Consider the following 22400-nt stretch of genomic DNA (forward strand, 5'->3'; position numbering starts at 1 on the left):
ACCCTCTTTAATGATACACAGCAGTATAAAGCGACCAGCAGTCAAAAAAATTGTTCACATAAACTCAAGAAAAACCTAGTTATTATTGCTGGAAGAGTCCTATAGCCACGCCTCCGTGAACTTTATGAACTTTATTCACCCAATGTTCTTTATCCTCAATATCGCCGCATTACAGACATTTCATTAACACACCGTTAACTTTAGCTTCATCTGCTAAGCAATATCCTACTCATCTGTTTAGTAGCTGGAAATAAAACATAAGTTTCTCTCCATTGAAGAGATCCCCTACATAAGGAACGTGAACCATGTTCAAGGCACTGAAACCTACTCTTGCGGCTTCTATTATCGCAGCAACCTTTTCTTTCAACACTTTTGCTGCTGACGTAGAAAAAATCCACTTCCTAATCCCTGGCGGCGCTGGTGGCGGTTGGGATATGACAGCTCGTGGTACGGGTGATGTATTAGTGAAATCAGACATCGTTGAAAATGTCTCTTTCCAAAACTTGTCTGGTGGCGGCGGCGGTAAAGCCATTGCACACCTAATCGAAACCGCTCAACGCCAAGAAGACACGCTGATGGTGAACTCAACGCCTATCGTTGTTCGTTCACTGACGGGGATCTTTCCTCAATCTTTCCGTGACCTAACTCCTGTCGCTGCAACCATTGCCGATTACGGTGCAATCGTGGCGTCTGCGGATTCGAAGTACGACACTTGGGAAGATGTAGTAAAAGAGTTCGAAACCAACCCACGTAAAGTGAAAATCGCAGGTGGTTCAGCTCGTGGCAGTATGGATCACCTTGTGGTAGCAGCGGCGTTCAAAGGCGAAGGTTTCGACGCTAAGAAAGTACGTTACATAGCCTACGATGCAGGCGGCAAAGCAATGGCAGCGCTACTGTCTGGCGAAACACAGCTTCTTTCTACTGGCCTTGGTGAAGTGCTAGAGATGTCTAAATCTGGCCAAGTGAAAGTGCTTGCTGTAACGGCACCAAAGCGTCTTGACGCTGCACCTAACATCCCAACACTGACTGAGTACGGCAACGAAACCGTATTCGCTAACTGGCGTGGTTTCTTTGCAGCACCGGGCACAAGCCAAGCGAAGATCGACGAATGGAATGTAGCGCTTGGCAAAATGTACAAAACCGATGAGTGGCAAGTGGTTCGTGACCGTAACGGTTGGATCGACAACTACAAAGCTGACAAAGATTTTTACGCCTTCCTAGAAGACCAAGAAAAACAGATGGGCGACCTAATGCGTGAGCTTGGTTTCTTGAAATAACCAACAACCATAGAGGGCCTATGTGCCCTCTTACTCTTTCCTTGTTTCGCCGTACATGAGTTAACTTCAAACTCCTTTGTTTATTCGTAGACGTATTACTAACACTTGTCGATTCGTTGTAAACGCAAGTGGCTGATAAACCAGTACCGTAATTCGCTTACCTTTGGTTAGTGATCCCAGACATTTCATTGACTCGCTCATGTACGGCTTTTTTACTTTTTATACCACCCCAAATGGAGTTGGATATGTCGGACTTACCAACCAAATTTCTGAGTAAGGAATCTTTGCTTTCGAAGGATCGCATCGGAGCCATGCTCTTTATGCTTGCGTGTTTATGCTATGGCTACCAAACCACGCTGATTCCTTTGTTCCCCGGTGACGAGTACGAACCCTTCACAGCAAGAACCTTACCTATCCTGCTAACGTTTATCGGCATTGGCCTTTCGTTGATCCTGCTTATAACCGGACAACCGGATAAAAAAGTTACATGCGACACTACGCCGCTGAACTGGAAACTGCTTATTGGCTTCTTGGTATTAATGGCTCTGTACGGTGTTGGACTGACTTATCTTGGCTTTGTTTTAGCAACCAGCTTCTTCTTACTTGCAGGCTTTTACCTACTGGGTGAGCGCCGCAAAGCTGTCTTATTTGGCGCGTCGTTTCCTTTCGTTATCGCGTTCTTTCTTTTATTAACTCAAGGCTTAGATATCTACCTAGAGCCTGGTTTAATCTTCACTCTTTGGTAGGGATAACATTATGTTAGACGGAATTTTACAAGGACTTTCGACCGCCGTGATGCCAATGAACATCATGATGGTAATTGTTGGCTGTTTTGTTGGTACCTTTATTGGAATGCTACCGGGACTCGGTCCAATTTCAGCAATCGCGTTGATGATCCCGATTACATACGGCCTAGATCCTTCTTCTGGCCTAATCTTGATGGCTGGTGTGTACTACGGCGCTGTATTTGGTGGCTCGACGTCATCAATCTTAATCAACGCTCCGGGTTGTTCTTCAACGGTAGTAACCGCATTCGATGGCTACCCGATGGCACAAAAAGGCCAAGCTGGTAAAGCGTTGGCACTCGCGGCTTACTCTTCTTTCACTGGCGGCACGCTTTCGGCAATAATGCTTTTGATTGCGGCTCCGGCTTTAGCAAGCGTCTCATTGAGCTTCCAGTCTTCAGACTACTTCGCATTGATGCTCTTAGGTTTATCGGCAGTAGCGGCGTTTGCGGGCCCAGGTCAGGTGATCAAGGCATGGATGATGACCATTCTTGGTTTGATGCTATCTACTGTTGGTATCGATAAAGGCGTCGGTGTTGAACGTTTCACTTTCGGCCTAACGGATTTGATGGATGGCTTTAGTTTCCTACTTCTTGCTATGGCAACCTTCGCTTTAGGTGAGACTTTAATGGGTATTTTGAAACCAGAGAAAGACACTAGCGGCGAAGAAAGCCAAAAGATGGCTGATATTGGTAGCATGAAAATTACCAAAGAAGAGTTCAAAGAAGTGGCGCCAGTTTCGATTCGCTCCTCTATTCTAGGTTTCTTTACGGGTGTTTTACCGGGCGCAGGTGCAACTATTGCGGCATTTCTAAGCTACGGTATGGAACGTAGCCTTGCGCCAAAAGACAAACAGAAAGAGTTTGGTAAAGGCAGTATTCGTGGTCTTGTTGCTCCTGAATCTGCAAACAACGCAGCTTCAAGTGGTTCATTCGTTCCGCTACTGACGCTTGGTATTCCCGGCTCTGGTACTACCGCAATCATGCTTGGCGCCCTAATCGCTTACGGTATTCAGCCGGGTCCTCGCTTGTTTGTTGAACACCCAGATGTATTTTGGTCAGTCATCATCTCGATGTACTTTGGTAACATCGTACTGGTTATCTTGAATCTGCCTTTAATCCCTTACATCTCTAAACTGCTCGCGGTACCAAGAACAGTACTACTGCCAATGATTATCTTCTTCTCAATCACAGGCGTGTACTTGGTGTCTTTCAACACGATGGATGTTTTTGTAATGCTCATTGTTGCGATGGTCGCGATTGCGCTGAGGTTAGCTAACTTCCCACTTGCCCCATTACTCCTAGGTTTTATCCTTGGTGGATTAATGGAAGAGAACCTACGACGTGCATTGATGATCAGCGATGGCGAGCTGAGCTTCCTATGGGAACGACCAATCACGATGACGTTCACTATTCTGGCTGTGCTGGTATTATCTAGCCCAATCTTAGTAAAACTATTTAGAAGCTTTAAATCGAAGCCAGTAGAAGTGTAAAACTCTACCAAATCAACTAAACATCAACGAAAGGAGCCATTGGCTCCTTTTTTCGTATCAGCACTTCAAAAAAACCGCAGCTCTAAGATGGTAGCAAACTCACAATCCGACTCCTGAAAAACACATATCCCTGATATTAATAACAAAATCAAGTAAGGTGATTCATCATTTAACGCATTGGATTCAAAACTATGGATTGGTTGATTCTATTCTTATCGGGAGTGATTGGCGGTGTGCTCAACTCAATTGCGGGTGGCGGTAGCTTCATCACCTTCCCTGCTCTTTTGTTCGCTGGAGTTCCACCAATTGCAGCCAACGCAACCAATACCTTTGCTTCATGCGCTGGCTACATTAGCGGAGCCTACGCTCTACGCCACGAAATTCAATCTGGTACTAAGCAGCTAAAACTGACCATTGGTTTGTGTATCATTGGCGGCGGCATTGGTGCATTTTTACTGCTGCACACACCAGAAGCGCTATTTACTCAATCCGTCCCTTGGTTGTTGCTGTTCGCCGCTCTGCTTTTTACCTTTGGTGGCACACTCAATAAATGGCTTAAGCAAGCAACAGCAAAACATAAGCATGCCACCAGCGCAGGGGTATTCTTTTCCGCTTTATTGCTTTTGGTCGTGTGTATCTATGGTGGTTACTTTAACGCAGGTTTGGGGATAGTAACGTTGAGTTACTTAGCTCTGGCTGGTTACACCAACATTAATGTAATGAATGGCATCAAATTGCTCGTGTCTGCGTGTGCATCACTCGCGGCAATCGTGTTCTTTGTTGTGAATGGTTCGATTGATTGGCCGTCAGGCATGGCAGTATTATTTGGTACATTGGTTGGTGGTTACTATTCAGCAAAAATCTCTCGCCGCATCCCACAACAATATGTTCGTACCACAGTGATCATCGCGAGCTTTTTGATCACCGCTTACTTTTTCTATGCTAATTAGACATTCGGTTTAATAAGGCTTGCAACTGGAAAGATAAAGCAAAAAGACTCCACCCTTCTCATACCGATTTCGCTATTTTATTGCTTATAAAATAACCAAGCCAAAATGTGTGAGGCGAGTCCTTCAATTAGCAAATTTGATAACAATTTAGACTGTTTTTTAGCCTTTATTTGACCAAAGGTGGGATAATTTTCCTGTCGAAAGTGAGACTTCATTAGGAGGCGTTATGAACATTAAACTCGGTCATGTCATGTCATCAAGTCGACTCATTTGCTTTGTCGCTTTTCTTGCTGCCACATTCGCATGGATCTTAAAAATGCCCGCTCTGTTTTCTGTGTCAGCGCTATTCTTGCTGATCAGCGCCATTGTTTATGTCGTTGACCTTTGGAAGAATCAAAGAAAGAACCGCGAAGCTTAAGACGAGCGATTAAGCGACACGCATTAAAAAAGGAGCGCTTAGGCTCCTTTTGTATTTTATGCTTATCGCTTTAGCTGATTAGGCTATTTCAACGGCTTTTCTAGCGACGCTTTTCTATTAGCGATAGCCTTACTTAGCGACGAAAATTACGACCGTTACCGCCGCGGCGCTCTTTAAATGCAGACGCTGCTTTAGCTTGTGATGCTAGAATCGATTCAACCGTCAATTCCATTGGCTCACGAGGTTCTAACCCGTGGCGGAACGTACGTGAACGCGGAGGCATTTGGTATTCAATATCAGATGCTTTAGGCATACGCTTGAAACGGTAAAGGTAGAAGTTTTCAACCTTCTCACGAGCCCATTCAGTCTTCTTCAGATATTTAACAGCACTTGCCACCGTTGGCTTAGTGTTAAAGCAGTTCATGCGCATTGCTGCATCCAAAATTTCCCAACCGTAATGATCCACTAATTCAGTGATCATAGTATCTAGCTTTAAGCCGTGCAGTGGGTTGTTTTGTTGCAGTTCGATTCTTTCGTCTTCAGTCATATCTTTACCTTTTCCAAGGCAGCTCACGGCCTTGAATATACTCTAGAACACCGTCATCACTGACCATATCTAGCTCAATCATTTGGGCATTACATCCATTGCCCTTATCTATGCCTTTATGATGGCATAAAGCATGCTCGTTATCCTATTTATCTTTCAATTTAATTTTAAAATGGTCACTTACTATCCTAATGTCGCGTGCAATACCGCCATGTACTCCCGATTATTGCCTCTCTTAGATTTCGACCAAATTCGTTCAAGTTAACAAAAACCATGATAGAAGCATGAAATATCCATAATTTAAGTAATGAATTATAAATTTATTAGAACGCAGTATTGCTAATTAACAGCACGATGCTATGTTAGAAGTGGTATAGAAACCTACAAATAACGATATTAAACAATGATATAATTATAAATAAAGGTTGGCTTTGACCATGTTTGACTACTCAAAAATCAGCAGAGTAGCCGCCCAAGATAAAGACATTATCGCCATCGTTGATGATCTCTTTCGGCTAGCTCGCGAACATTACCCCATTCTGTCTAGGCTCTCGGTTGTGCTATGCAACGAAAATAGAGCGTCGAATTACTTTGTTTCGGACACTCTGTGCCAAGAAGCCGAACATCGCTACGTTGAGCAAGAACTTACGCCAGAATCGGCTTTGTCGCGCATGGCTGAGTCTTTAGATACCCGGATCATCAACGACCTCACCACCATTAGCTCAACCAAACAAATATCTCACCTGCTCGATCTCGGTCATCAAAGCAGTTATACAACACCGATTCATCATCAAGAAAGTAATCTTGGGTTTGTATTTATCAATGCTTCATCAACAGGATTTTTTGCTAACCAAACTATTCAGTGTGATATCGCCTATCTCACTCAAGTCATCTCTAGCCTTTTCGTTCAGTGGTTTGAGCGCCAACGTCACTTTCAATCCTCTTTAGCGATAGCTTTAAACATGGGTCATGCTCGAGATCCAGAAACCAAAGAACACCTAATTCGTATGGGTAAATACAGTGAAAAAATTGCTCGCACTCTGTCGCACACCAAAAGAGAAATCACCCACCAATTCATTCATCGAATACGGTTGTATGCGCCCTTTCACGACATAGGAAAATATCGAATTCCAGATAAGGTGCTATTCAGTAGCGCGCGTTTCAACGAAGAAGAAAGAAACATCATGAACAATCACACCTTGTATGGCGAAGAGATGATTGATGACGTGGTTGCCCTTTCCCACCACAGCTCGATGTGCAGTGAAGAGATTCAATTCATTAAGAATATTGTGCGCCACCATCATGAACGGTTTGATGGCTCTGGATTACCTGATGCTTTGAGTAACACAGCGATACCACTCGAAGCTCGAATAGTGACATTAGCCGATGTATTCGATGCGCTGATGAGCAAAAGAGCTTATAAGCACGCGTGGACACTCGATGAAGTGATGGAATACATTGAAATGCAGAACGGTTCAATGTTCGACCCAGAGTGTGTTGTGGCTCTTAAACAGAACCTAGACGGCTTTATGGCAATTCGGGAGCAATACAATGACGATGCTCAGCCGCACTTAATGACAGCTTAAACTATGGCTTCTTTGTTATTCAAGCCTAAGTAAGAGAACGTAAACCAACAAAAAAGGATGCCACTGAGGCATCCTTTTGTTTTCTAGTTTGCAGCTGAAAGAACAAATTTGTTCTCTACTGATTCTAACTAACGATTATACGTCGTAAGTTGTAGAAGCAGTGTCGCCGCCTGTACCAGTCCAGTTTGTGTGGAAGAATTCACCACGTGGACGGTCAGTACGCTCGTAAGTGTGAGCACCGAAGTAGTCACGTTGAGCTTGTAGAAGGTTCGCTGGAAGACGAGCTGTTGTGTAGCCGTCTAGGAACGTTAGTGCAGAAGTCATACATGGCATTGGGATGCCTGATTCCATAGACTTAGCTGCAACTTTACGCCAAGCGCCCATGCAGTTGTCTAGGATGCCTTTGAAGTATGCATCTGAACCTAGGAATGCGATCTCTGGGTTCGCTTCATAAGCATCACGAATGTTGCCTAGGAATGCAGAACGGATGATACAACCGCCACGCCACATAAGTGCAACGTTACCGTAGTTTAGATCCCAGCCGTTTTCGTTCGACGCTTCACGCATTAGCATGAAACCTTGAGCGTAAGAGATGATCTTAGAAGCAAGTAGAGCCTGACGGATTGCATCAACCCACTCTTGCTTATCGCCTTCAACTGGAGCAACAGTCTTACCGAACAGTTTCTCAGCTTCAACACGTTGATCTTTAAGTGCAGATAGGCAACGAGAGAATACAGACTCAGTGATTAGAGTCAGTGGGATACCCATGTCTAGTGCGTTGATACCAGTCCATTTGCCTGTACCTTTTTGGCCAGCAGTGTCTAGGATTTTCTCAACTAGCGCTTCACCGTCTTCATCTTTGTAGCCAAGGATGTCAGCAGTGATTTCTACTAGGTAGCTGTCTAACTCAGTTTTGTTCCAGTCAGCAAATACAGCCTGCATTTCGTCGTGGTTCATACCTAGGCCATCTTTCATGAACTGGTATGCTTCAGTGATAAGCTGCATGTCACCGTATTCGATGCCATTGTGAACCATCTTAACGAAGTGACCAGCACCGTCGTTACCAACCCAATCACAACAAGGCTCACCTGCGTCAGTTTTCGCAGAGATACCTTGGAAGATAGGCTTAACCGCTTCCCAAGCTTCAGGAGAACCGCCTGGCATGATAGAAGGACCGAAACGAGCGCCTTCTTCACCACCAGAAACACCAGTACCGATGAAGTGGATGCCTTTCTCACGAAGAGCAGCAACACGACGGTTAGTGTCCGGGAAATTAGTGTTACCACCATCAATGATGATGTCGCCTTTGTCTAGAAGTGGTACAAGCTTGTCGATGAACGTATCTACAACGTCACCAGCACGAACCATAAGCATCACTTTACGTGGCGCTTCTAGCTTCTCAACTAGCTGTTCTAGAGAGTAAGCACCAACAATGTTAGTACCTTTAGCTGGGCCTTCTAGGAACTCGTCTACTTTCGCAGCAGTACGGTTGTGAGCCACAACTTTGAAGCCGTGGTCGTTCATGTTTAGGATAAGGTTCTGACCCATTACTGCTAGGCCAATTACACCGATATCACCTTTCATTATTTATATCTCCTTGCGGCTATTCGCACTTATGCGATAGCACTTGCTGCATTTGAATCTAGGAACCACTCTGTTTCGCCAGTTTTAGACTGGATTTTCGCTGCCGGGTAAGGCAGTTCTGAAGCAGGAGTTGTATGAATTTCTTTAACGATCTCGACTTTACCTGCGCCAAGCACTAGGTAGCTGATTCGTTTTGCTGCTTCTAAAACTTTCGCTGTTTTAGAAACACGGATCTGACCCGACTCTGGGTGAGAAGCTAATACAGATAGGTTCTCATCTTGGTAGTCAGTTACACCCGGGAATAGTGAAGCTGTGTGGCCGTCTGCGCCAACACCGAGCAGAATCCAATCGAATACAGGCGTGCCGTTTTCAGTTGGAATCACGTCTGCCATCTCTTTTGCGAAACGCTCTGCTTCTGCTTTAGGCTCATCTTCACCACGGATGCGGTGGATGTTCTCTGCCGGAAGGTTCACGTTCGAGAAAAGTAGCGCGTTCGCTTCGCCGAAGTTGCTTTCTGCATCGTCTGGTGCAACGCAACGTTCGTCGCCCCACCAGAAGTGAAGGTTATTCCATTGAATACCTTCCGCGTATGGAGCTTGGGCTAAAAGCTTGAAAAGCATTTTTGGCGTGCTGCCACCAGACAGTGAAATGTGAACAGGTTTGCCCTGCTCGCTGTATGCTTTCATTTCATTTGCTAGGTTTTCAACGACCAATTCTGGCGTTGCAAAGATCTTGTGGTTGATCATAGTTCGCAGTAATCCGTGTCTGTTAGGTTTTTACATGGGAAACGCCATGCGCGGCCATCACGTTGCAGAAGCTCATCCGCTTCTTGCGGGCCCCAAGTACCACAAGCATAGCCAAACAGTGCTTGAGGGTCTTGTTTAAAGTCTAAGATTGGTTGAACGTACTTCCAACACGCTTCTACTGCATCGGTACGTGCAAACAGAGTCGCATCACCGTTCAGTGCATCAAGAAGAAGACGCTCATAAGCCGTTAGCATTTGAGTTTCAGGCAAGTCAGAGTAAGAGAAGTTCATTTTCACTTCTTTTGCTTTGAAACCTGCACCTGGCTCTTTCAAACCGAAGCTCATCTGAATACCTTCATCCGGTTGGATACGGATAATCAGTTTGTTCTCTGGTGCATCTTGACCAAACACTGGGTGTGGCGTGTTCTTAAAGTGAATCACGATTTCAGTCACACGTGTTGGTAAGCGTTTACCCGTACGTACGTAGAAAGGAACCCCATTCCAACGCCAGTTGTTGATGTGTGCTTTAAGACCAATGTACGTTTCAGTACGAGAGTCATCTGCTACACCCGGCTCTTCACGGTAACCAGGCAAATGCTGACCACGAACGTCTGACGCTGTGTATTGACCTAATACTAAATCTTTACGTAAGTCGTCTTCTTCCAGTGGTTTCAGACACTGAAGCACTTTAACCACTTCGTCACGAATAGAATCTGCATTGATTTGAGCTGGTGGCTCCATGCCAACCATTGCTAATACTTGTAGCAAGTGGTTTTGGAACATGTCACGAACTGCGCCAGAACCGTCGTAGTACCCGCCACGCTCTTCAACGCCAAGGAACTCAGCACCTGTGATTTCAACGTATTCAATAAAGTTACGGTTCCACAGTGGTTCAAACATCGCGTTTGAGAAACGAAGCACTAGAAGGTTTTGTACCGTCTCTTTACCAAGATAATGGTCGATTCGGTAGATCTGGTGTTCTTGGAAGTGATGATGGATCTCTTCATCTAACGCTTGAGCTGATGCTAAGTCGTAACCAAATGGTTTCTCGATGATCAGACGACGCCAGCCGTTCTTTTCATCGTTCAGGCCATGCGCAGCAAGGTTTGCTGGAATCACACCGTATAGGCTTGGCGGGGTTGCCAAGTAGAACAATGTGTTATGGTTTTCGAATTGGTAGTCTTGCTCAAGCTTGTCTAGACGTTGTGCTAAACGAGCGTAGTCGTCTACATCTGAAGTGTTGATCGCTTGATAATGCAAATGTTCAATAAATGCATTCAGCGTCTCTGGCTCAGTTTTTTCCATTTCCTGAAGAGACTTCTTCAGCTTCTCACGGTAAGACTCATCGCTGTACTCAGTACGGCTCACTCCAAGAATCGCAAAGGATTTTGGTAGTTGATTGCTAGCATACAGGTGGTACAAAGCAGGAATTAACTTGCGGTAAGTTAGATCTCCCGATGCACCAAAAATAACGATGCTGCTGTTTTCAGGTATTACCATCATCTTTCCTATAAAAACAAGGTTTTTAGTATTCGCCAAAGGTATCAGCGACATACGAAAATAGATAATAGGTCTTGGCTATTAAATCAATAGCGAGTGCCTATTACACTTGAGAATGCGTTTGGTAAACGAGGGTGAAAGCTATCACCTCTATTCGGGACAGTATTGTCTATGAGTATTTGATTTACATCAACCACTGTGAAAGCAATCGATTAAATATTGACTCATTTCGAACAAATTCTAATCGATAGCTCAGTTAGCCGAGCCCGAGAGTGAAGCAAATCGGTATTCTCAAACATTGTAGTCAAGAAAGAACGGTATCTGGTCGGTGGAGTGAATAATAGGAAATGGAGAGAAAGGCAAAACCAGCCTATTCAACTGGCTTTATATTTATTTGACAGCATCGCGTTTGTCTTTGTGACTTGTTGTCGCTAAATCTATCTTCTAGCTTTGTTGTAGCAGCGTTCTGGGCGGCCTACTGACCCGTAATTTAAGTCAGCCACTAACTCGCCAGTCGTGATTAGAAATTCCAAATAGCGTCGAGCGGTGGTTCGACTCGCTCCAATCCGTTCACCTGCTTCATCTGCTGTAATATCAGCAATGTCGGCTTGTTGAAAAATGGCTCTAATTTTATCAAGCGTTACGCCATCAATTCCTTTGGGTAATGTTGACACTTTTCCTGAGTCCGCTTTCGCGTTGGCTTGCAGCATCTTATCGACCAAACCTTGGTTCAAATCAGACACACTTTCAAACTCTTGCAGCTGCGATTGATATTTTTTCAGCGCCGCTTCTAAGCGAGGAAACATCACAGGTTTCAGCAGATAGTCCACGACTCCACCGCGCATTGCCTGTTGCAAGGTATCGACGTCTCGCGCAGCAGTAATCAAAATCACATCACAACCCTGATTACTACCACGAACGTGGTTCAAAATATCAAGCCCGCATCCATCCGGCAGATACACATCCAACAAAACCAAGTCAGGCTTTAATATGTCTAATTGCATTAACGCTTCAGACTGCGTGGTCGCAATCCCCACCACATCAAAGCCACCCATCTGTTCTAAATAACGATGGTGTAGCTCTGCAATCGCAATATCATCTTCAATGACCATGACTCTCGTGATTGCGCTCATTTATGTTCTTCCTTTAACCATGCTTTTTCCGTCACGATGATCTTCACTCGATCACTTCGCGCTTAATTATTATTGTGCTTCTTTTGGCAGATAAACCGTCATTCGCGTACCAAAATCGTGGTTGTCGACCATTTCAAGCTGTCCTTGATATCGGTCTGCCAGTTGCTTTATTAAATACAAACCGACGCCGCGATTCTGTTTCGCTTTGCTTGATACGCCTTTTTCGGTGAGTGCTTTCGTCGCCAAGTCTTTCGGCAAACCACACCCTTTGTCTTCTACTTCTACGATAATTTCATTACCAAAATCACTGATTGAAACTTCAATAACTCGACGCGCTGGAGTAATTTGACCCTCTTGCTTAATAGCCGTCATAGTGGCATCAAACGCGTTATCTATCAGGTTGCCAAGAATCGTCACGACATCCTCTGCGTTTAACCAAGCGGGTAATGCCTCAAGCCTTGATCCCTCTTCGACTTTAAGCTCTAACCCAATCTCTCGAGCTCGTTCTGTTTTGCCTAAAAGCATGCCTGCAATAAGAGGGTCTTTCACCGTCTCTCTTAAGAATTCAATTAAGCTCTGGTAATGAGCGGTTTCTTGACCAATCAATTGTTGAACAGAGTCCAGCTCGCCCATTTGAATCAAGCCACTGATCGTATTGAGCTTGTTTTGATGTTCATGCGTTTGCGAACGAAGTAAGTCTGCATACTCTTTAGTTTGAGAAAGCTGATCGGTTAAATCGTTAATCTCATCTCGTAATCGGAAACTCGACACCGCACCAACCACTTCACCCGCCACTATAATTGGGCTGCGGTTGGCAATGATTCGCTTATTGTTCAGGTACAATTCAACATCATGATCAGTATCACCCGTTGATAACAGCTGCTCTAAGTCACTGCCCACCAACACATCTGATAGACGTTGCTGATTGAGTGCTTTATCTCGGTCTATAGACAAAATATCGCAAGCGCTTTTGTTTATTGAGCGCAAAATACCGTTCTTATCAATGCTCAAAATACCTTCTTTCACGGTACTCATAGTCACATCTAACTCGACATACAGTCGGCCGATCTCTTCGGGTTCAAAGCCTAAAATAGCGCGTTGAAAGCGACGAGACACATAGCTTGAAATCAAAGCGTTGACCGCAACCACCAACAACGCCATCACAATCAAAAAGGCTAAATAAGGTTCGATTCGGTCTTGTAACGAGTCCAACAAATAGCCAACCGACACCACGCCAATGACAGTGCCTTGTGGGTCTTTAACCGCGGATTTCCCACGGACAGAGAAGCCAAGTGATCCTTTGGCCGTCGACACATAAGATTCACCCAACACCAATGCTTTTTGGTTATCACCACCGCGCATTGGTTTACCAAGCCTGTCATCATAAGGGTGAATCAGGCGGATACCTTTATCATCTCCCACAACGATAAACGCCGCGCCAATGAGCTGGGTAAGGTTTCGAAATTTAACTTGAGTTTCTTCAGACAGAACGTAGGGAACGCCATTAGGGCCCATCGTTCCATTTTCTTGAATAATGCTGGTGACAAGTGGCGATTCAGACAGAAATTCAGCAACACCTAACGCTTTCAAACCCATCTCTTGCTCTTGAGATTGTTTGATATAATAAAAACCAGCCGCTGAAAGTATCAAAAGTTCAACAAGACCAGTGACCGTCATGATAATCAGCAGCCTTTTACGGAAGCTGATACTACTCCATTTCATATTCCACCGTCCCTAGTGTTAGATGAGCAATGTTAACACCAAGTTAATTAGATGACCTTTCGACGTACGTGAATTTGTGACAGTTACTCAACTAAATAATTGAGCAGATTATTAATTGATAATCCTTTACGTTATTCACCTCGATCAATCGTTCGCTTTTAGAACGGATTAACTTGAAAATCAAAATAAACGAATAAATATTGAGCTAGATCACTAAGCTTTTAGGTGTTTTTTAGGTTGTTTAAAATAAATACAATTATAATGGTTGCATATGAAGAAGTTTATTGTTGCCAAGCCATAAGTCATGATTTTCAGACTCAGTTTTAAATCGAAATTTCGGTTAACAAAAAGACAACAACTCTTCGCTCACTGGACGTATCTATAACGAAACGTTGCACGCTCGCCGCTAGGATTGTTGAACAAACAGGTTATCAACCTAACCTCATTCATACATCTCTATTCACACTATAGGCCAGCATGACAACTCAGAGGTGCCTGATAAAGCAGCGCCCAATAATAAAACATTGATGAGCAGGAAGTATCGATCAGTGGCAACCAGTGGCAACGTCCAATAGAAACAGGATTAAAAACATAACGTATAAACATTGTTGAAAAGGAAACCAGGCAATGAAACGCGATAATTTTGGAATTTGTCTTACTAAGACCATGCTGTTCAAACACTTGCAATCAACTTTTACTCACGTAAGAGCCTATGAGAAAGACGGTACCTCCCCTCTCGATCTCAAGGTATTGTTAGCGTTCCCGCAAATGTCGGGCAGAGATTTATTACAAACAATGCAAGGCTCAAGACAATTGGTGTGGCGCGCCGATCACCATTGTCCTAGCTTTAAATAAGCCACTTCATTTTGTAAAACACCTCTATACTGAACGAAAAGAGCACGCTTTGTCGTGCTCTTTTCGTTTCAGTGATCTTTGTTATTCACATCACGTATTTTATTACATTAACTTAACGAGTTATGCGTGTTTCTAATCATATGAGACAATCAACTCAAGACAAATGACTATCACCCTGTTAACATTAGAGTTAATACTCTAATTTGGTATTTAATGCAGATGACCAAACCAAAATTCCGTTACCTTGCGATCGCTAGTATGCTTCTCGGCACCATGACTTCGCCAGGCTATGCTACCCCGCTCACTTTTTCTGAAGCGTGGCAAATATTACAAGAGAACAATAACTCCCTTGCCGCTCAACAAGCGAATGTTGAGCGTTATCAGCACCTTCAGAACTCAACAAGTAGCCTCAACTTGCCTTCAATCACCTTAGGGGCTAACTACACGCACCTTGATAGTGACGTGACGATTAATGGCGAGCAATTCGGCGATAGCTTAAGTGGAGTAAAACCAGGATTTGCTCCCTTCTTAGCTCAATTAGGTGGTGTTACTTCGACTATCACTGAACAAGACATTTTCAGCTCTTCCATCCGTGCTATTTGGCCTATCTTTACCGGCGGACGAATTACCGCTGCGCAAACTGCTGCCGAAGGTAAAAGCGAAGAAGCGCAAAGCCAGTTGTTGATGGAAAGACAAGCTCGCTACGAAGACTTAAGTAAATATTACTTCTCGGTGATCTTAGCGGAAGATGTAGTCAAAACACGTCAAGCCGTTGAAGCAGGATTAACTCAACACCGTGATTTCGCTATCAAGCTTGAACAGCAAGGGCAAATTGCACGAGTAGAACGCCTGCAGGCGGATGCCTCTTTAGATAAAGCCGTTGTCGAGAGAACTAAAGCTCAAAACGATCTTAAGATTGCTCAATTAGCGCTGACTCAAATCCTTGGTCAGAGCCAAAGTGTAGAACCCTCAGAGCAACTGTTTATCAATAAGAGCCTGCCTCACATGGATGTGTTCATTGACCAAACACTCATGACCTACCCCGGCCTTAAGATTCTTGATGCAAAAGAGAAACAAGCAAGCAGCTTAATTAAAGCTGAGAAAGGTAAATACTACCCAGAGGTATACCTTTATGGTGACTACAGCCTGTATGAAGATGACTCTCTCGCCAGCGAAATGAAACCCGATTGGTTAGTTGGCATTGGTGTGAATGTGCCGCTACTTGACACTTCTGGCCGTTCAGACAAAGTAGCCGCCGCTCACAGTGCTGTCTCGCAGGTTCAATTCCTGAAGTCGCAAGCTAAGCAAGACTTAACCGTGTTGGTACAGAAGACTTACCTTGAAGCAAACCAAGCAATTGAAGAGGTTCAAGGCCTAAACTCAAGCTTGGCTTTGGCTCAAGAAAACCTATTGCTCCGTAAAAAAGCCTTCACTCAAGGACTCTCGAACTCGCTAGAAGTGGTTGATGCAGAGCTCTACTTTGCGAGCATCAAAACCCAGCAATCTGCTGCGCGATTCAAATACCTAATCTCTCTGAACAAGCTATTAGCGCTAACCAGCGAAATGAATGCTTACTCGAGTTACTTAACCTCTTCTGTTCCGTCTGATTTCGACTTAAAAGCAGACACCGATAGCCAGTCAAAAGGATAATTCATGAAACCTATTAAGCCCCTTCTTCTGTCTTTAGTTGGTATCGGCGTTATTGGCTGGGTCGGATACAGTTTTTACCAAGCTTATCAACCTCAACCTGTTAAGCTTCAAGGTCAAATCGATGCTCAGCAATACAGTATCTCATCGAAAGTACCTGGCAGAATTGATGAAATATTCGTGCGTAAAGGTGATTTGGTTGAAAAAGGCGAATTGATCTTTTCTCTTCTTAGCCCTGAGATTGACGCAAAGCTAGAACAAGCCAAAGCCGGTCAAAAAGCTGCTGGCGCATTAGCACAAGAAGCAGAGAATGGCGCGCGTACTCAACAGATCCAAGCTGCTAAAGACCAGTGGTTGAAAGCAAAAGCAGCAGCCGATCTCATGGACAAAACTTATCAACGTGTAAACAACCTTTACAACGATGGTGTGGTTGCCGAGCAAAAGCGTGATGAAGCCAAAACTCAATGGCAAGCGGCGAAGTACACCGAAAGCGCTGCGTTCCAAATGTACCAGTTAGCGCGAGAAGGTGCGCGTGACGAAACCAAAGTCGCGGCAGCTCAAAAAGCGTTAATGGCGGCAGGTGCGGTGGCGGAAGTTGAAGCTTACGCAAAAGACACGCAGATCCACAGTTGGTTTAATGGCGAAGTGTCTCAGGTGCTATTGAGCAGCGGTGAGCTCGCACCACAAGGTTTCCCTGTTGTGACTGTTATCGACACCAAGGATGCATGGGCAGTACTTAATGTGCGTGAAGATATGCTTAAGCATTTCGAGAAAGGCAGCCAGTTTGAGGCGTATCTACCGGCTCTGGATAAATCATTAACTTTCCAAGTAACTCACATTGCCGTAATGGGTGATTTCGCGACTTGGCGTTCAACAGACGCAGCACAAGGCTTCGACTTACGTACTTTTGAAGTAGAAGCGCACCCTGTTAATACTAGCGAAACACTGCGTATGGGCATGAGCCTTGTGGTTGAGCTTTAGGTGACGTATGTCTGCTAACTATCGATCTACAGGTTCGCAATCTAAAGGCTCACAATCTAGAGGCTCGCAATCAACTGAGCATCATAGAGCGAAGAATACCTTGCTTAGGCAGTGGGCGATTGTCCGCAAAGACAAATGGTTGTTGTCTTGCCTAACTTGGATCCCTTTGCTGCTTGCTGCTAGTATTTGGCTGATTTTTTCACAAGGGATCGCTCGAGACTTACCGGTTGCGGTTGTTGACTTGGAACACAGCCAAATTTCGCAACAGTTCACACGTCTTGTTGATGCATCACCAACGCTGCAAGTCACTCAGAAATACAGCTCAGCGAGTGAAGCGGCGAAAGCGATGATTGAACGTGATATCTACGGTTATGTTGTGATACCAAGGCATTTTGACCGAGACCTTCTGCTCGGTTTGAATCCGCAAGTGTCTGTGTTCTACAACAGCCAATTTATCTTGATAGGTAAGCTAGTGAATTCGGCGTTGTTGCAGGCTCAGGGGACTTTTAACGCGCAACTTGAGGTCGTTAAGCAGTTATCACACGGTGATACCACGGTGCAATCCGCATTAGGCCAAGCAGTAACAGTGCAAAGCCAGATCACGCCATTGTTCAACAAGAACACCAGTTATGCTCAGTTCTTGGTGTCTGCGGTTATTCCTGCACTATGGCAGATCATGATTGTGGTGGGCACGATATTGGTTTTGACGGCGAACGTTAGAGCACGTGGTCTTCATGCTTGGTTATCCAACGCCCCGATGAAATCACTAACATCAACACTAGCGCCCTACCTTGTCTTGTTTTTGATGTTTGGTATCGCGTTTAGCTTTTGGTTCTATGTCCTCTTAGACTGGCCGTTTAACGGCAGTTTTGTGGCACTGACTGTCGCCCAACTGCTTACCGTCATCAGTTGTATCATCATGGGTTGTTTATTTTTCTTCTTAACGCTTGATCCTGCAAGGGCGATGAGTTTCGCTGGCGCCTTTACAGCACCAAGCTTTGCGTTCATGGGGATTACCTTTCCAGTAACCGACATGAACACAGCAGCGCAAATCTGGAGAAGCTTATTGCCCGTGAGTCACTACATCGAAGTACAAACAGCACAATCAAGTTATGGCGCGAGCGCGGCACAGTCGCTTATCAGCCTCTCCTCAATGTTTTGGTATGCGATTCCTGCTTTCGTGGTGATGTTGTTGATTAAGAAACACTTGGCGCAATCGAATCTGTCTGCACAAACGGATCTAACAGCCCAAGCAGCCCTATCTGCAAAAGCAACACCTTCAACACCTTCAACACAGCAAGAGAAATCTGAACAATCAGCACCACAAGGAGTAAAACGATGAGCTTTACTCAACTGCTCAAGCAAGAACTCTTAGCGGTACTGCGTAACCCTGTTGTACTTCTTACGGTATTTGGTGGTGTGGTCTTCTATTCATTCTTGTATCCATTGCCTTACGCGCACCAAGTTCCTCAGCAGCTTAGAGCCTCGGTAGTAAACTTGGACAAGAGTCAAAGCAGCTACCAATTAGAACGAATGGTGGATGCCACCTCTCAAATCGAATTGGTACGTCGAGACTCCAGCATCGCAGATGCAAAACAAGCCGTACTTAACCAAGAGATCGGTGGGTTCCTCGTCATTCCAGAAGATTTCTATAAAGACCTGCTGCTCGGTAAGAGCCCGACGCTTTCTTACGCCGGCGATGCTTCTTACTTCTTAGTGTATGGAACCATTGTTGAAGGGCTTGCCAAGGCAGGTGGCACGTTAGCTGCACAAGTTAAGGTCAGTCACTTGTTAGTAGAAGGAGTGCCTTTAGAATCCGCAGCCAAAGGCTACAGCGCGTTTAGCTTGAACCTAAAACCAACGTTCAATAGCCGCATGGGATATATCGATTACGTGGTTCCAGCCGTCTTTGTGTTGATCCTGCAACAAACCTTAGCCATGGCTTCTGGTTTAGTTGGGGCAACCCAAAACGCTCAATCTACGTTTGGCTATTGGAGTAAGACCTCTCCGGCAAAACTAATGCTTGCTCGTTGTTGTACCTTAGTCGGCATTTATTACTTGTTGTCGATGTACTATTTCGGCGCGAGCTTTTCGATGTATGGAATAAATTTGCTCGCCTCAACGACACAGATTTTGACTTTACTGCTACCCTTCTTATTGGCCAGTTGTTTGATCGGGATTTTTATTGGTGAGCTAGTGCCAAGAAGAGAATTAGTCACGGTTGTGGTGTTAATCAGTTCAATGCCGCTGATCTTCTCTTCAGGTTTTATCTGGCCTGTTGAAATGATGCCTGAATGGTTAGTACTGCTGTCACAGTTATTCCCAAGCACACCAGCTATCCAAGGTTTCTTAGCGCTTAATCAGATGGGTGCATCTTGGCAAGAAGTGGCGTCTCAATGGACATTGCTATGGGGACAAGTCGCTTTATGGGGTTCGTTATTAGCACTTAAGCTTTACCACAAGTCGAGTAAACGTATCACTGGATCCGTGTAGCGCTAGTCTCTAAACGCTAAGCCTCATGTTCATCGTAAACCATTAAAAAGGCTCTGATAAAGGGCCTTTTTAATACCCTCTGGCCTGATTCCATCTTCAGCCATCAATTGTTTAAACACTTCACAAGCACATATCGAATATTCAAACTCGCCGACTTCCCTGTGATCCCCCCACTATAATTCACCTTAGCCCGTCGCTATAACAGCTACTGCATATGCCTTTTGCAACCTAAAAAGCACCGACTTATTCCAAAACAATGACAAAACCCGAACAATTGTAAATTTATTGTAAAAATTTCTTTGAGGGTATTATTTTTATGTATAGGATTATCAGTAGGGCTTGGTAGGCCGAATACCATAGTCTTATTAGTTCACATACCAAAAGGATATCCATACAAAGCAAGATCAGTACTTATATTTATTTCGTTTTTCGACCTAGCTACAGCCGTTTATGTTGCCGTTGAATGAAGTAGATAAATCACTGAGATGTAAAAAATCAAATAAAAAACAAACACAACAGCAGCAAACATAATTTAATAAAAAGACAGGGAAAACCATGAAAAACTTACGTGAATTATTTTTTGGGTTTATATTATTGTTTAGTTCCAGTGCATTTGCAGAAGAAGGATCATTTAGTCAAAGTATCAGTAACTTGAGCCAAAGTGTTGATGGTTTTTTCAATGACTACACAGGTTGGTTCGTTGGATTAATATTTAAAAGTGTTCCACTTGGTGAAGCAAACTTCCCGATTATTGTTGGCTGGCTATTGCTCGCTGCGATCATCTTTACTGTTTACTTTGGCTTTGTTCAATTTAAACGTGTCGGGATGGCAATAGACATTATTAAAGGTAAGTACACAGACCCTAACTCCAAACACGAAGGGGAAGTTTCTCACTTTCAAGCGTTAACAACCGCGCTTTCAGGAACTGTTGGGCTTGGTAATATTGCCGGTGTGGGTGCTGCACTCGCGATTGGTGGCCCTGGCGCGACATTCTGGATGATCTTGTGTGGTCTTCTGGGTATGGCGTCTAAGTTCTGTGAATGTACCTTAGGTGTGAAATACCGAACTATTCTACCTTCCGGTGTTGTTTCAGGTGGTCCAATGTACTACCTAAGCCAAGGCCTAAGCGAAAGAGGACTCGGTGGACTAGGTAAAGCCCTTGCAATTGGTTTTGCGTTAATGTGTATTTTAGGTGCGTTGGGCGGCGGTAACATGTTCCAAGCTAACCAAGCACATGCCATGTTAACTTACGCATTCGATGTACCGAGTGAATACGGTGTGATCACTGGCCTTGTACTCGCTGCTTTAGTTTTCTCTGTGATTGTTGGTGGTATGCCTTCTATCGCATCGGTAACGGAAAAAGTTGTTCCTTGGATGGCTGCTCTGTATATCGGTATGGCTCTGATTGTTATCGGTTCTAATCTTGATCAAGTTGGCCCTGCGTTCAGCGCAATCTTTACAGGTGCATTTACCGGTGAAGGTGTGGTTGGTGGATTCATTGGTGCCCTAATCCAAGGTCTAAAACGTGCAACATTCTCAAATGAAGCAGGTGTAGGTTCAGCAGCAATTGCTCACTCAGCAGTAAAAACAAAAGAACCAATCACTGAAGGTCTTGTATCACTACTAGAACCATTCGTTGATACGGTAATCATTTGTACAATGACGGCATTGGTAATCACTATCGCTGGCTTAAACGTAGGTCCATATGATGGAACAGGTTTAACGGGCGTAACGCTTACTGCTGCATCGTTTACTGAAACTGCAGAAGTGTTCAAATACACACTTGCTCTCGCGGTAATCATGTTTGCGTTCTCGACGATGATTTCTTGGTCGTACTACGGTCTTAAGGCTTGGACTTACCTATTTGGTGAAGGCAAAACAACGGAACTGATTTTCAAAGTGATGTTCTGTGTGTTTGTTGTTATTGGTGCGACGATTCAGTTTGGCGCGGTAATCGACTTCTCTGATGCAGCCATCTTTGCGATGTCTATCTTCAACATTCTTGGCCTGTACTTCCTAATGCCTGTTGTGAAGAAAGAACTGCAATCATTTGTTGCTCGTGTGAAATCAGGTGAAATCAAAACTTACGATAAATAACGTTTAGTAGAATGATGTTGATCTGATAACTAGTTTAGGTCTCATAACGATACAGTTCTAATAAACGAGACTGTTCTAAAAATTTTTGTAAGACCCTTTGCTTGAGAAAGCGAGAACAGGACTGCAACTTATCCAAATCCCTACTAGCTTTGCTTGTGGGGATTTTTATGCCTGAATGGTTGGGCTATTTACTATCCTCAATGCCCTGCTCACTCTTTTCGCCCTTTTCACTCTTTTCATCATCGTGCTCAACGTCGAAACGACGAACTAATTCTTCTACTTCGATCATCTCTTTTTGCGCTAGTGGCGAACGACAATCATCGAAACAATAAGCTATGGTGCAGTTCTCACAAAGGTACTCTGGCATCACTTCATCCCTTGTCGTCAAAGCAGCCAAATGCGAGCTAGCAATCGACTGCATGTTCATCCTGAACAATACTATTATGCAGCGACTCTGATCTGAAAATATGTATGCAAAGTCATTTAATAGACAACAAGTAACATATCATTGCGGATATACGTAACTATTCACAAATATCTAAGAAAACAATGAAAACACTCAAATAATCAATAATGAGAAAGCACCGG

At 44.2% G+C, this 22400-nt stretch carries 19 protein-coding genes; 12 read left to right on the top strand and 7 right to left on the bottom strand.

Translation table 11 applies throughout. The features are described 5' to 3' along the window. The first annotated feature begins 305 nt into the window (after positions 1–305). The 5 genes from DUN60_RS07185 (at position 306) to DUN60_RS07205 (ending at position 4922) form a co-directional block, all read left to right on the top strand. Positions 306–1277: a tripartite tricarboxylate transporter substrate binding protein gene (locus tag DUN60_RS07185; protein WP_017069360.1), complete on the top strand. Its 972-nt coding sequence runs from the start codon at positions 306–308 to the stop codon at positions 1275–1277. Positions 1278–1522: 245 nt separating this feature from the next. After that, positions 1523–2023, top strand: coding sequence for a tripartite tricarboxylate transporter TctB family protein (locus DUN60_RS07190; protein WP_004733594.1), 501 nt, complete (start codon positions 1523–1525; stop codon positions 2021–2023). A gap of 10 nt (positions 2024–2033) precedes the next feature. Next, positions 2034–3554 (top strand): tripartite tricarboxylate transporter permease, encoded by a 1521-nt coding sequence (locus DUN60_RS07195; protein ID WP_004733593.1) that lies wholly within the window; start codon positions 2034–2036, stop codon positions 3552–3554. 191 nt (positions 3555–3745) lie between these two features. Further along, positions 3746–4504 carry a sulfite exporter TauE/SafE family protein gene (locus DUN60_RS07200; protein WP_114633607.1) on the top strand — a complete coding sequence of 253 codons (759 nt, stop codon included), beginning with the start codon at positions 3746–3748 and terminating at the stop codon, positions 4502–4504. A 226-nt stretch (positions 4505–4730) separates the two neighbouring features. Next, positions 4731–4922, top strand: a complete 192-nt coding sequence (locus DUN60_RS07205; protein WP_004733590.1) for a hypothetical protein — start codon at positions 4731–4733, stop codon at positions 4920–4922. Positions 4923–5055: 133 nt separating this feature from the next. Here the strand turns inward: DUN60_RS07205 and DUN60_RS07210 are convergent, their stop codons facing one another. Beyond that, on the bottom strand, positions 5056–5469 hold the full coding sequence (locus tag DUN60_RS07210; protein WP_054547682.1) for a VF530 family protein: 414 nt from the start codon (positions 5467–5469) through the stop codon (positions 5056–5058). 425 nt (positions 5470–5894) lie between these two features. Here DUN60_RS07210 and DUN60_RS07215 point away from each other — a divergent pair, with 425 nt between their 5' ends. Beyond that, complete coding sequence (locus DUN60_RS07215) at positions 5895–7055, top strand: HD-GYP domain-containing protein (RefSeq protein ID WP_114633608.1); 1161 nt, start codon at positions 5895–5897, stop codon at positions 7053–7055. 135 nt (positions 7056–7190) lie between these two features. On the opposite strand, the gene gnd is transcribed toward DUN60_RS07215, so the two are convergent. The 5 genes from gnd to DUN60_RS07240 all read right to left on the bottom strand — a co-directional run bounded on the left by gnd (position 7191) and on the right by DUN60_RS07240 (position 13739). Further along, positions 7191–8639: a decarboxylating NADP(+)-dependent phosphogluconate dehydrogenase gene (gnd, locus tag DUN60_RS07220; protein WP_114633609.1), complete on the bottom strand. Its 1449-nt coding sequence runs from the start codon at positions 8637–8639 to the stop codon at positions 7191–7193. Between the two features lie 29 nt (positions 8640–8668). After that, positions 8669–9385, bottom strand: a complete 717-nt coding sequence (gene pgl, locus DUN60_RS07225; RefSeq protein ID WP_012603788.1) for a 6-phosphogluconolactonase — start codon at positions 9383–9385, stop codon at positions 8669–8671. Beyond that, positions 9382–10884, bottom strand: a complete 1503-nt coding sequence (gene zwf, locus DUN60_RS07230; RefSeq protein WP_054542147.1) for a glucose-6-phosphate dehydrogenase — start codon at positions 10882–10884, stop codon at positions 9382–9384. Before zwf ends, pgl begins: the two co-directional genes overlap by 4 nt. Positions 10885–11321: 437 nt before the next feature. Further along, on the bottom strand, positions 11322–12017 hold the full coding sequence (locus DUN60_RS07235) for a response regulator (RefSeq protein WP_004733584.1): 696 nt from the start codon (positions 12015–12017) through the stop codon (positions 11322–11324). 69 nt (positions 12018–12086) lie between these two features. Next, positions 12087–13739, bottom strand: coding sequence for an ATP-binding protein (locus DUN60_RS07240; RefSeq protein WP_114633611.1), 1653 nt, complete (start codon positions 13737–13739; stop codon positions 12087–12089). A gap of 627 nt (positions 13740–14366) precedes the next feature. Between DUN60_RS07240 and DUN60_RS07245 the strand changes: the two genes are divergently transcribed. The 6 genes from DUN60_RS07245 to DUN60_RS07270 all read left to right on the top strand — a co-directional run bounded on the left by DUN60_RS07245 (position 14367) and on the right by DUN60_RS07270 (position 21812). Beyond that, the gene (locus tag DUN60_RS07245) at positions 14367–14594 is read left to right on the top strand and encodes a hypothetical protein (protein WP_009846577.1); all 228 of its coding nucleotides are present in this window, start codon (positions 14367–14369) and stop codon (positions 14592–14594) included. Between the two features lie 213 nt (positions 14595–14807). After that, a complete protein-coding gene (locus DUN60_RS07250) occupies positions 14808–16244 on the top strand; it encodes a TolC family protein (RefSeq protein WP_114633612.1) in 1437 nt (478 codons plus the stop codon). Positions 16245–16247: 3 nt separating this feature from the next. Beyond that, positions 16248–17222 carry an HlyD family secretion protein gene (locus tag DUN60_RS07255; protein ID WP_114633613.1) on the top strand — a complete coding sequence of 325 codons (975 nt, stop codon included), beginning with the start codon at positions 16248–16250 and terminating at the stop codon, positions 17220–17222. 7 nt (positions 17223–17229) lie between these two features. Further along, a complete protein-coding gene (locus DUN60_RS07260) occupies positions 17230–18564 on the top strand; it encodes an ABC transporter permease (RefSeq protein WP_114633614.1) in 1335 nt (444 codons plus the stop codon). Then, complete coding sequence (locus DUN60_RS07265; protein WP_114633615.1) at positions 18561–19715, top strand: ABC transporter permease; 1155 nt, start codon at positions 18561–18563, stop codon at positions 19713–19715. Before DUN60_RS07260 ends, DUN60_RS07265 begins: the two co-directional genes overlap by 4 nt. 555 nt (positions 19716–20270) lie before the next feature. After that, a complete protein-coding gene (locus DUN60_RS07270) occupies positions 20271–21812 on the top strand; it encodes an alanine/glycine:cation symporter family protein (RefSeq protein WP_054547673.1) in 1542 nt (513 codons plus the stop codon). A 184-nt stretch (positions 21813–21996) separates the two neighbouring features. On the opposite strand, the gene DUN60_RS07275 is transcribed toward DUN60_RS07270, so the two are convergent. Next, on the bottom strand, positions 21997–22179 hold the full coding sequence (locus tag DUN60_RS07275) for a hypothetical protein (RefSeq protein WP_114634308.1): 183 nt from the start codon (positions 22177–22179) through the stop codon (positions 21997–21999). Positions 22180–22400 lie beyond the last annotated feature (221 nt).

The organism is Vibrio splendidus, assembly GCF_003345295.1.
Taxonomy (GTDB): Bacteria; Pseudomonadota; Gammaproteobacteria; order Enterobacterales; family Vibrionaceae; genus Vibrio; species Vibrio splendidus_K.

Bases quoted from the DNA above. Each gene is read 5' to 3' on its own strand.
- DUN60_RS07270 (WP_054547673.1), top strand. From the start codon at position 20,271: ATGAAAAACTTACGTGAATTATTTTTTGGGTTTATATTATTGTTTAGT.
- DUN60_RS07265 (WP_114633615.1), top strand. From the start codon at position 18,561: ATGAGCTTTACTCAACTGCTCAAGCAAGAACTCTTAGCGGTACTGCGT.
- pgl (WP_012603788.1), bottom strand. From the start codon at position 9,385: ATGATCAACCACAAGATCTTTGCAACGCCAGAATTGGTCGTTGAAAAC.
- DUN60_RS07260 (WP_114633614.1), top strand. From the start codon at position 17,230: ATGTCTGCTAACTATCGATCTACAGGTTCGCAATCTAAAGGCTCACAA.
- gnd (WP_114633609.1), bottom strand. From the start codon at position 8,639: ATGAAAGGTGATATCGGTGTAATTGGCCTAGCAGTAATGGGTCAGAAC.
- DUN60_RS07200 (WP_114633607.1), top strand. From the start codon at position 3,746: ATGGATTGGTTGATTCTATTCTTATCGGGAGTGATTGGCGGTGTGCTC.
- DUN60_RS07235 (WP_004733584.1), bottom strand. From the start codon at position 12,017: ATGAGCGCAATCACGAGAGTCATGGTCATTGAAGATGATATTGCGATT.
- DUN60_RS07240 (WP_114633611.1), bottom strand. From the start codon at position 13,739: ATGAAATGGAGTAGTATCAGCTTCCGTAAAAGGCTGCTGATTATCATG.
- DUN60_RS07250 (WP_114633612.1), top strand. From the start codon at position 14,808: ATGCAGATGACCAAACCAAAATTCCGTTACCTTGCGATCGCTAGTATG.
- DUN60_RS07275 (WP_114634308.1), bottom strand. From the start codon at position 22,179: ATGCCAGAGTACCTTTGTGAGAACTGCACCATAGCTTATTGTTTCGAT.
- DUN60_RS07245 (WP_009846577.1), top strand. From the start codon at position 14,367: ATGAAACGCGATAATTTTGGAATTTGTCTTACTAAGACCATGCTGTTC.
- DUN60_RS07190 (WP_004733594.1), top strand. From the start codon at position 1,523: ATGTCGGACTTACCAACCAAATTTCTGAGTAAGGAATCTTTGCTTTCG.
- DUN60_RS07210 (WP_054547682.1), bottom strand. From the start codon at position 5,469: ATGACTGAAGACGAAAGAATCGAACTGCAACAAAACAACCCACTGCAC.
- DUN60_RS07185 (WP_017069360.1), top strand. From the start codon at position 306: ATGTTCAAGGCACTGAAACCTACTCTTGCGGCTTCTATTATCGCAGCA.
- DUN60_RS07255 (WP_114633613.1), top strand. From the start codon at position 16,248: ATGAAACCTATTAAGCCCCTTCTTCTGTCTTTAGTTGGTATCGGCGTT.
- zwf (WP_054542147.1), bottom strand. From the start codon at position 10,884: ATGGTAATACCTGAAAACAGCAGCATCGTTATTTTTGGTGCATCGGGA.
- DUN60_RS07195 (WP_004733593.1), top strand. From the start codon at position 2,034: ATGTTAGACGGAATTTTACAAGGACTTTCGACCGCCGTGATGCCAATG.
- DUN60_RS07205 (WP_004733590.1), top strand. From the start codon at position 4,731: ATGAACATTAAACTCGGTCATGTCATGTCATCAAGTCGACTCATTTGC.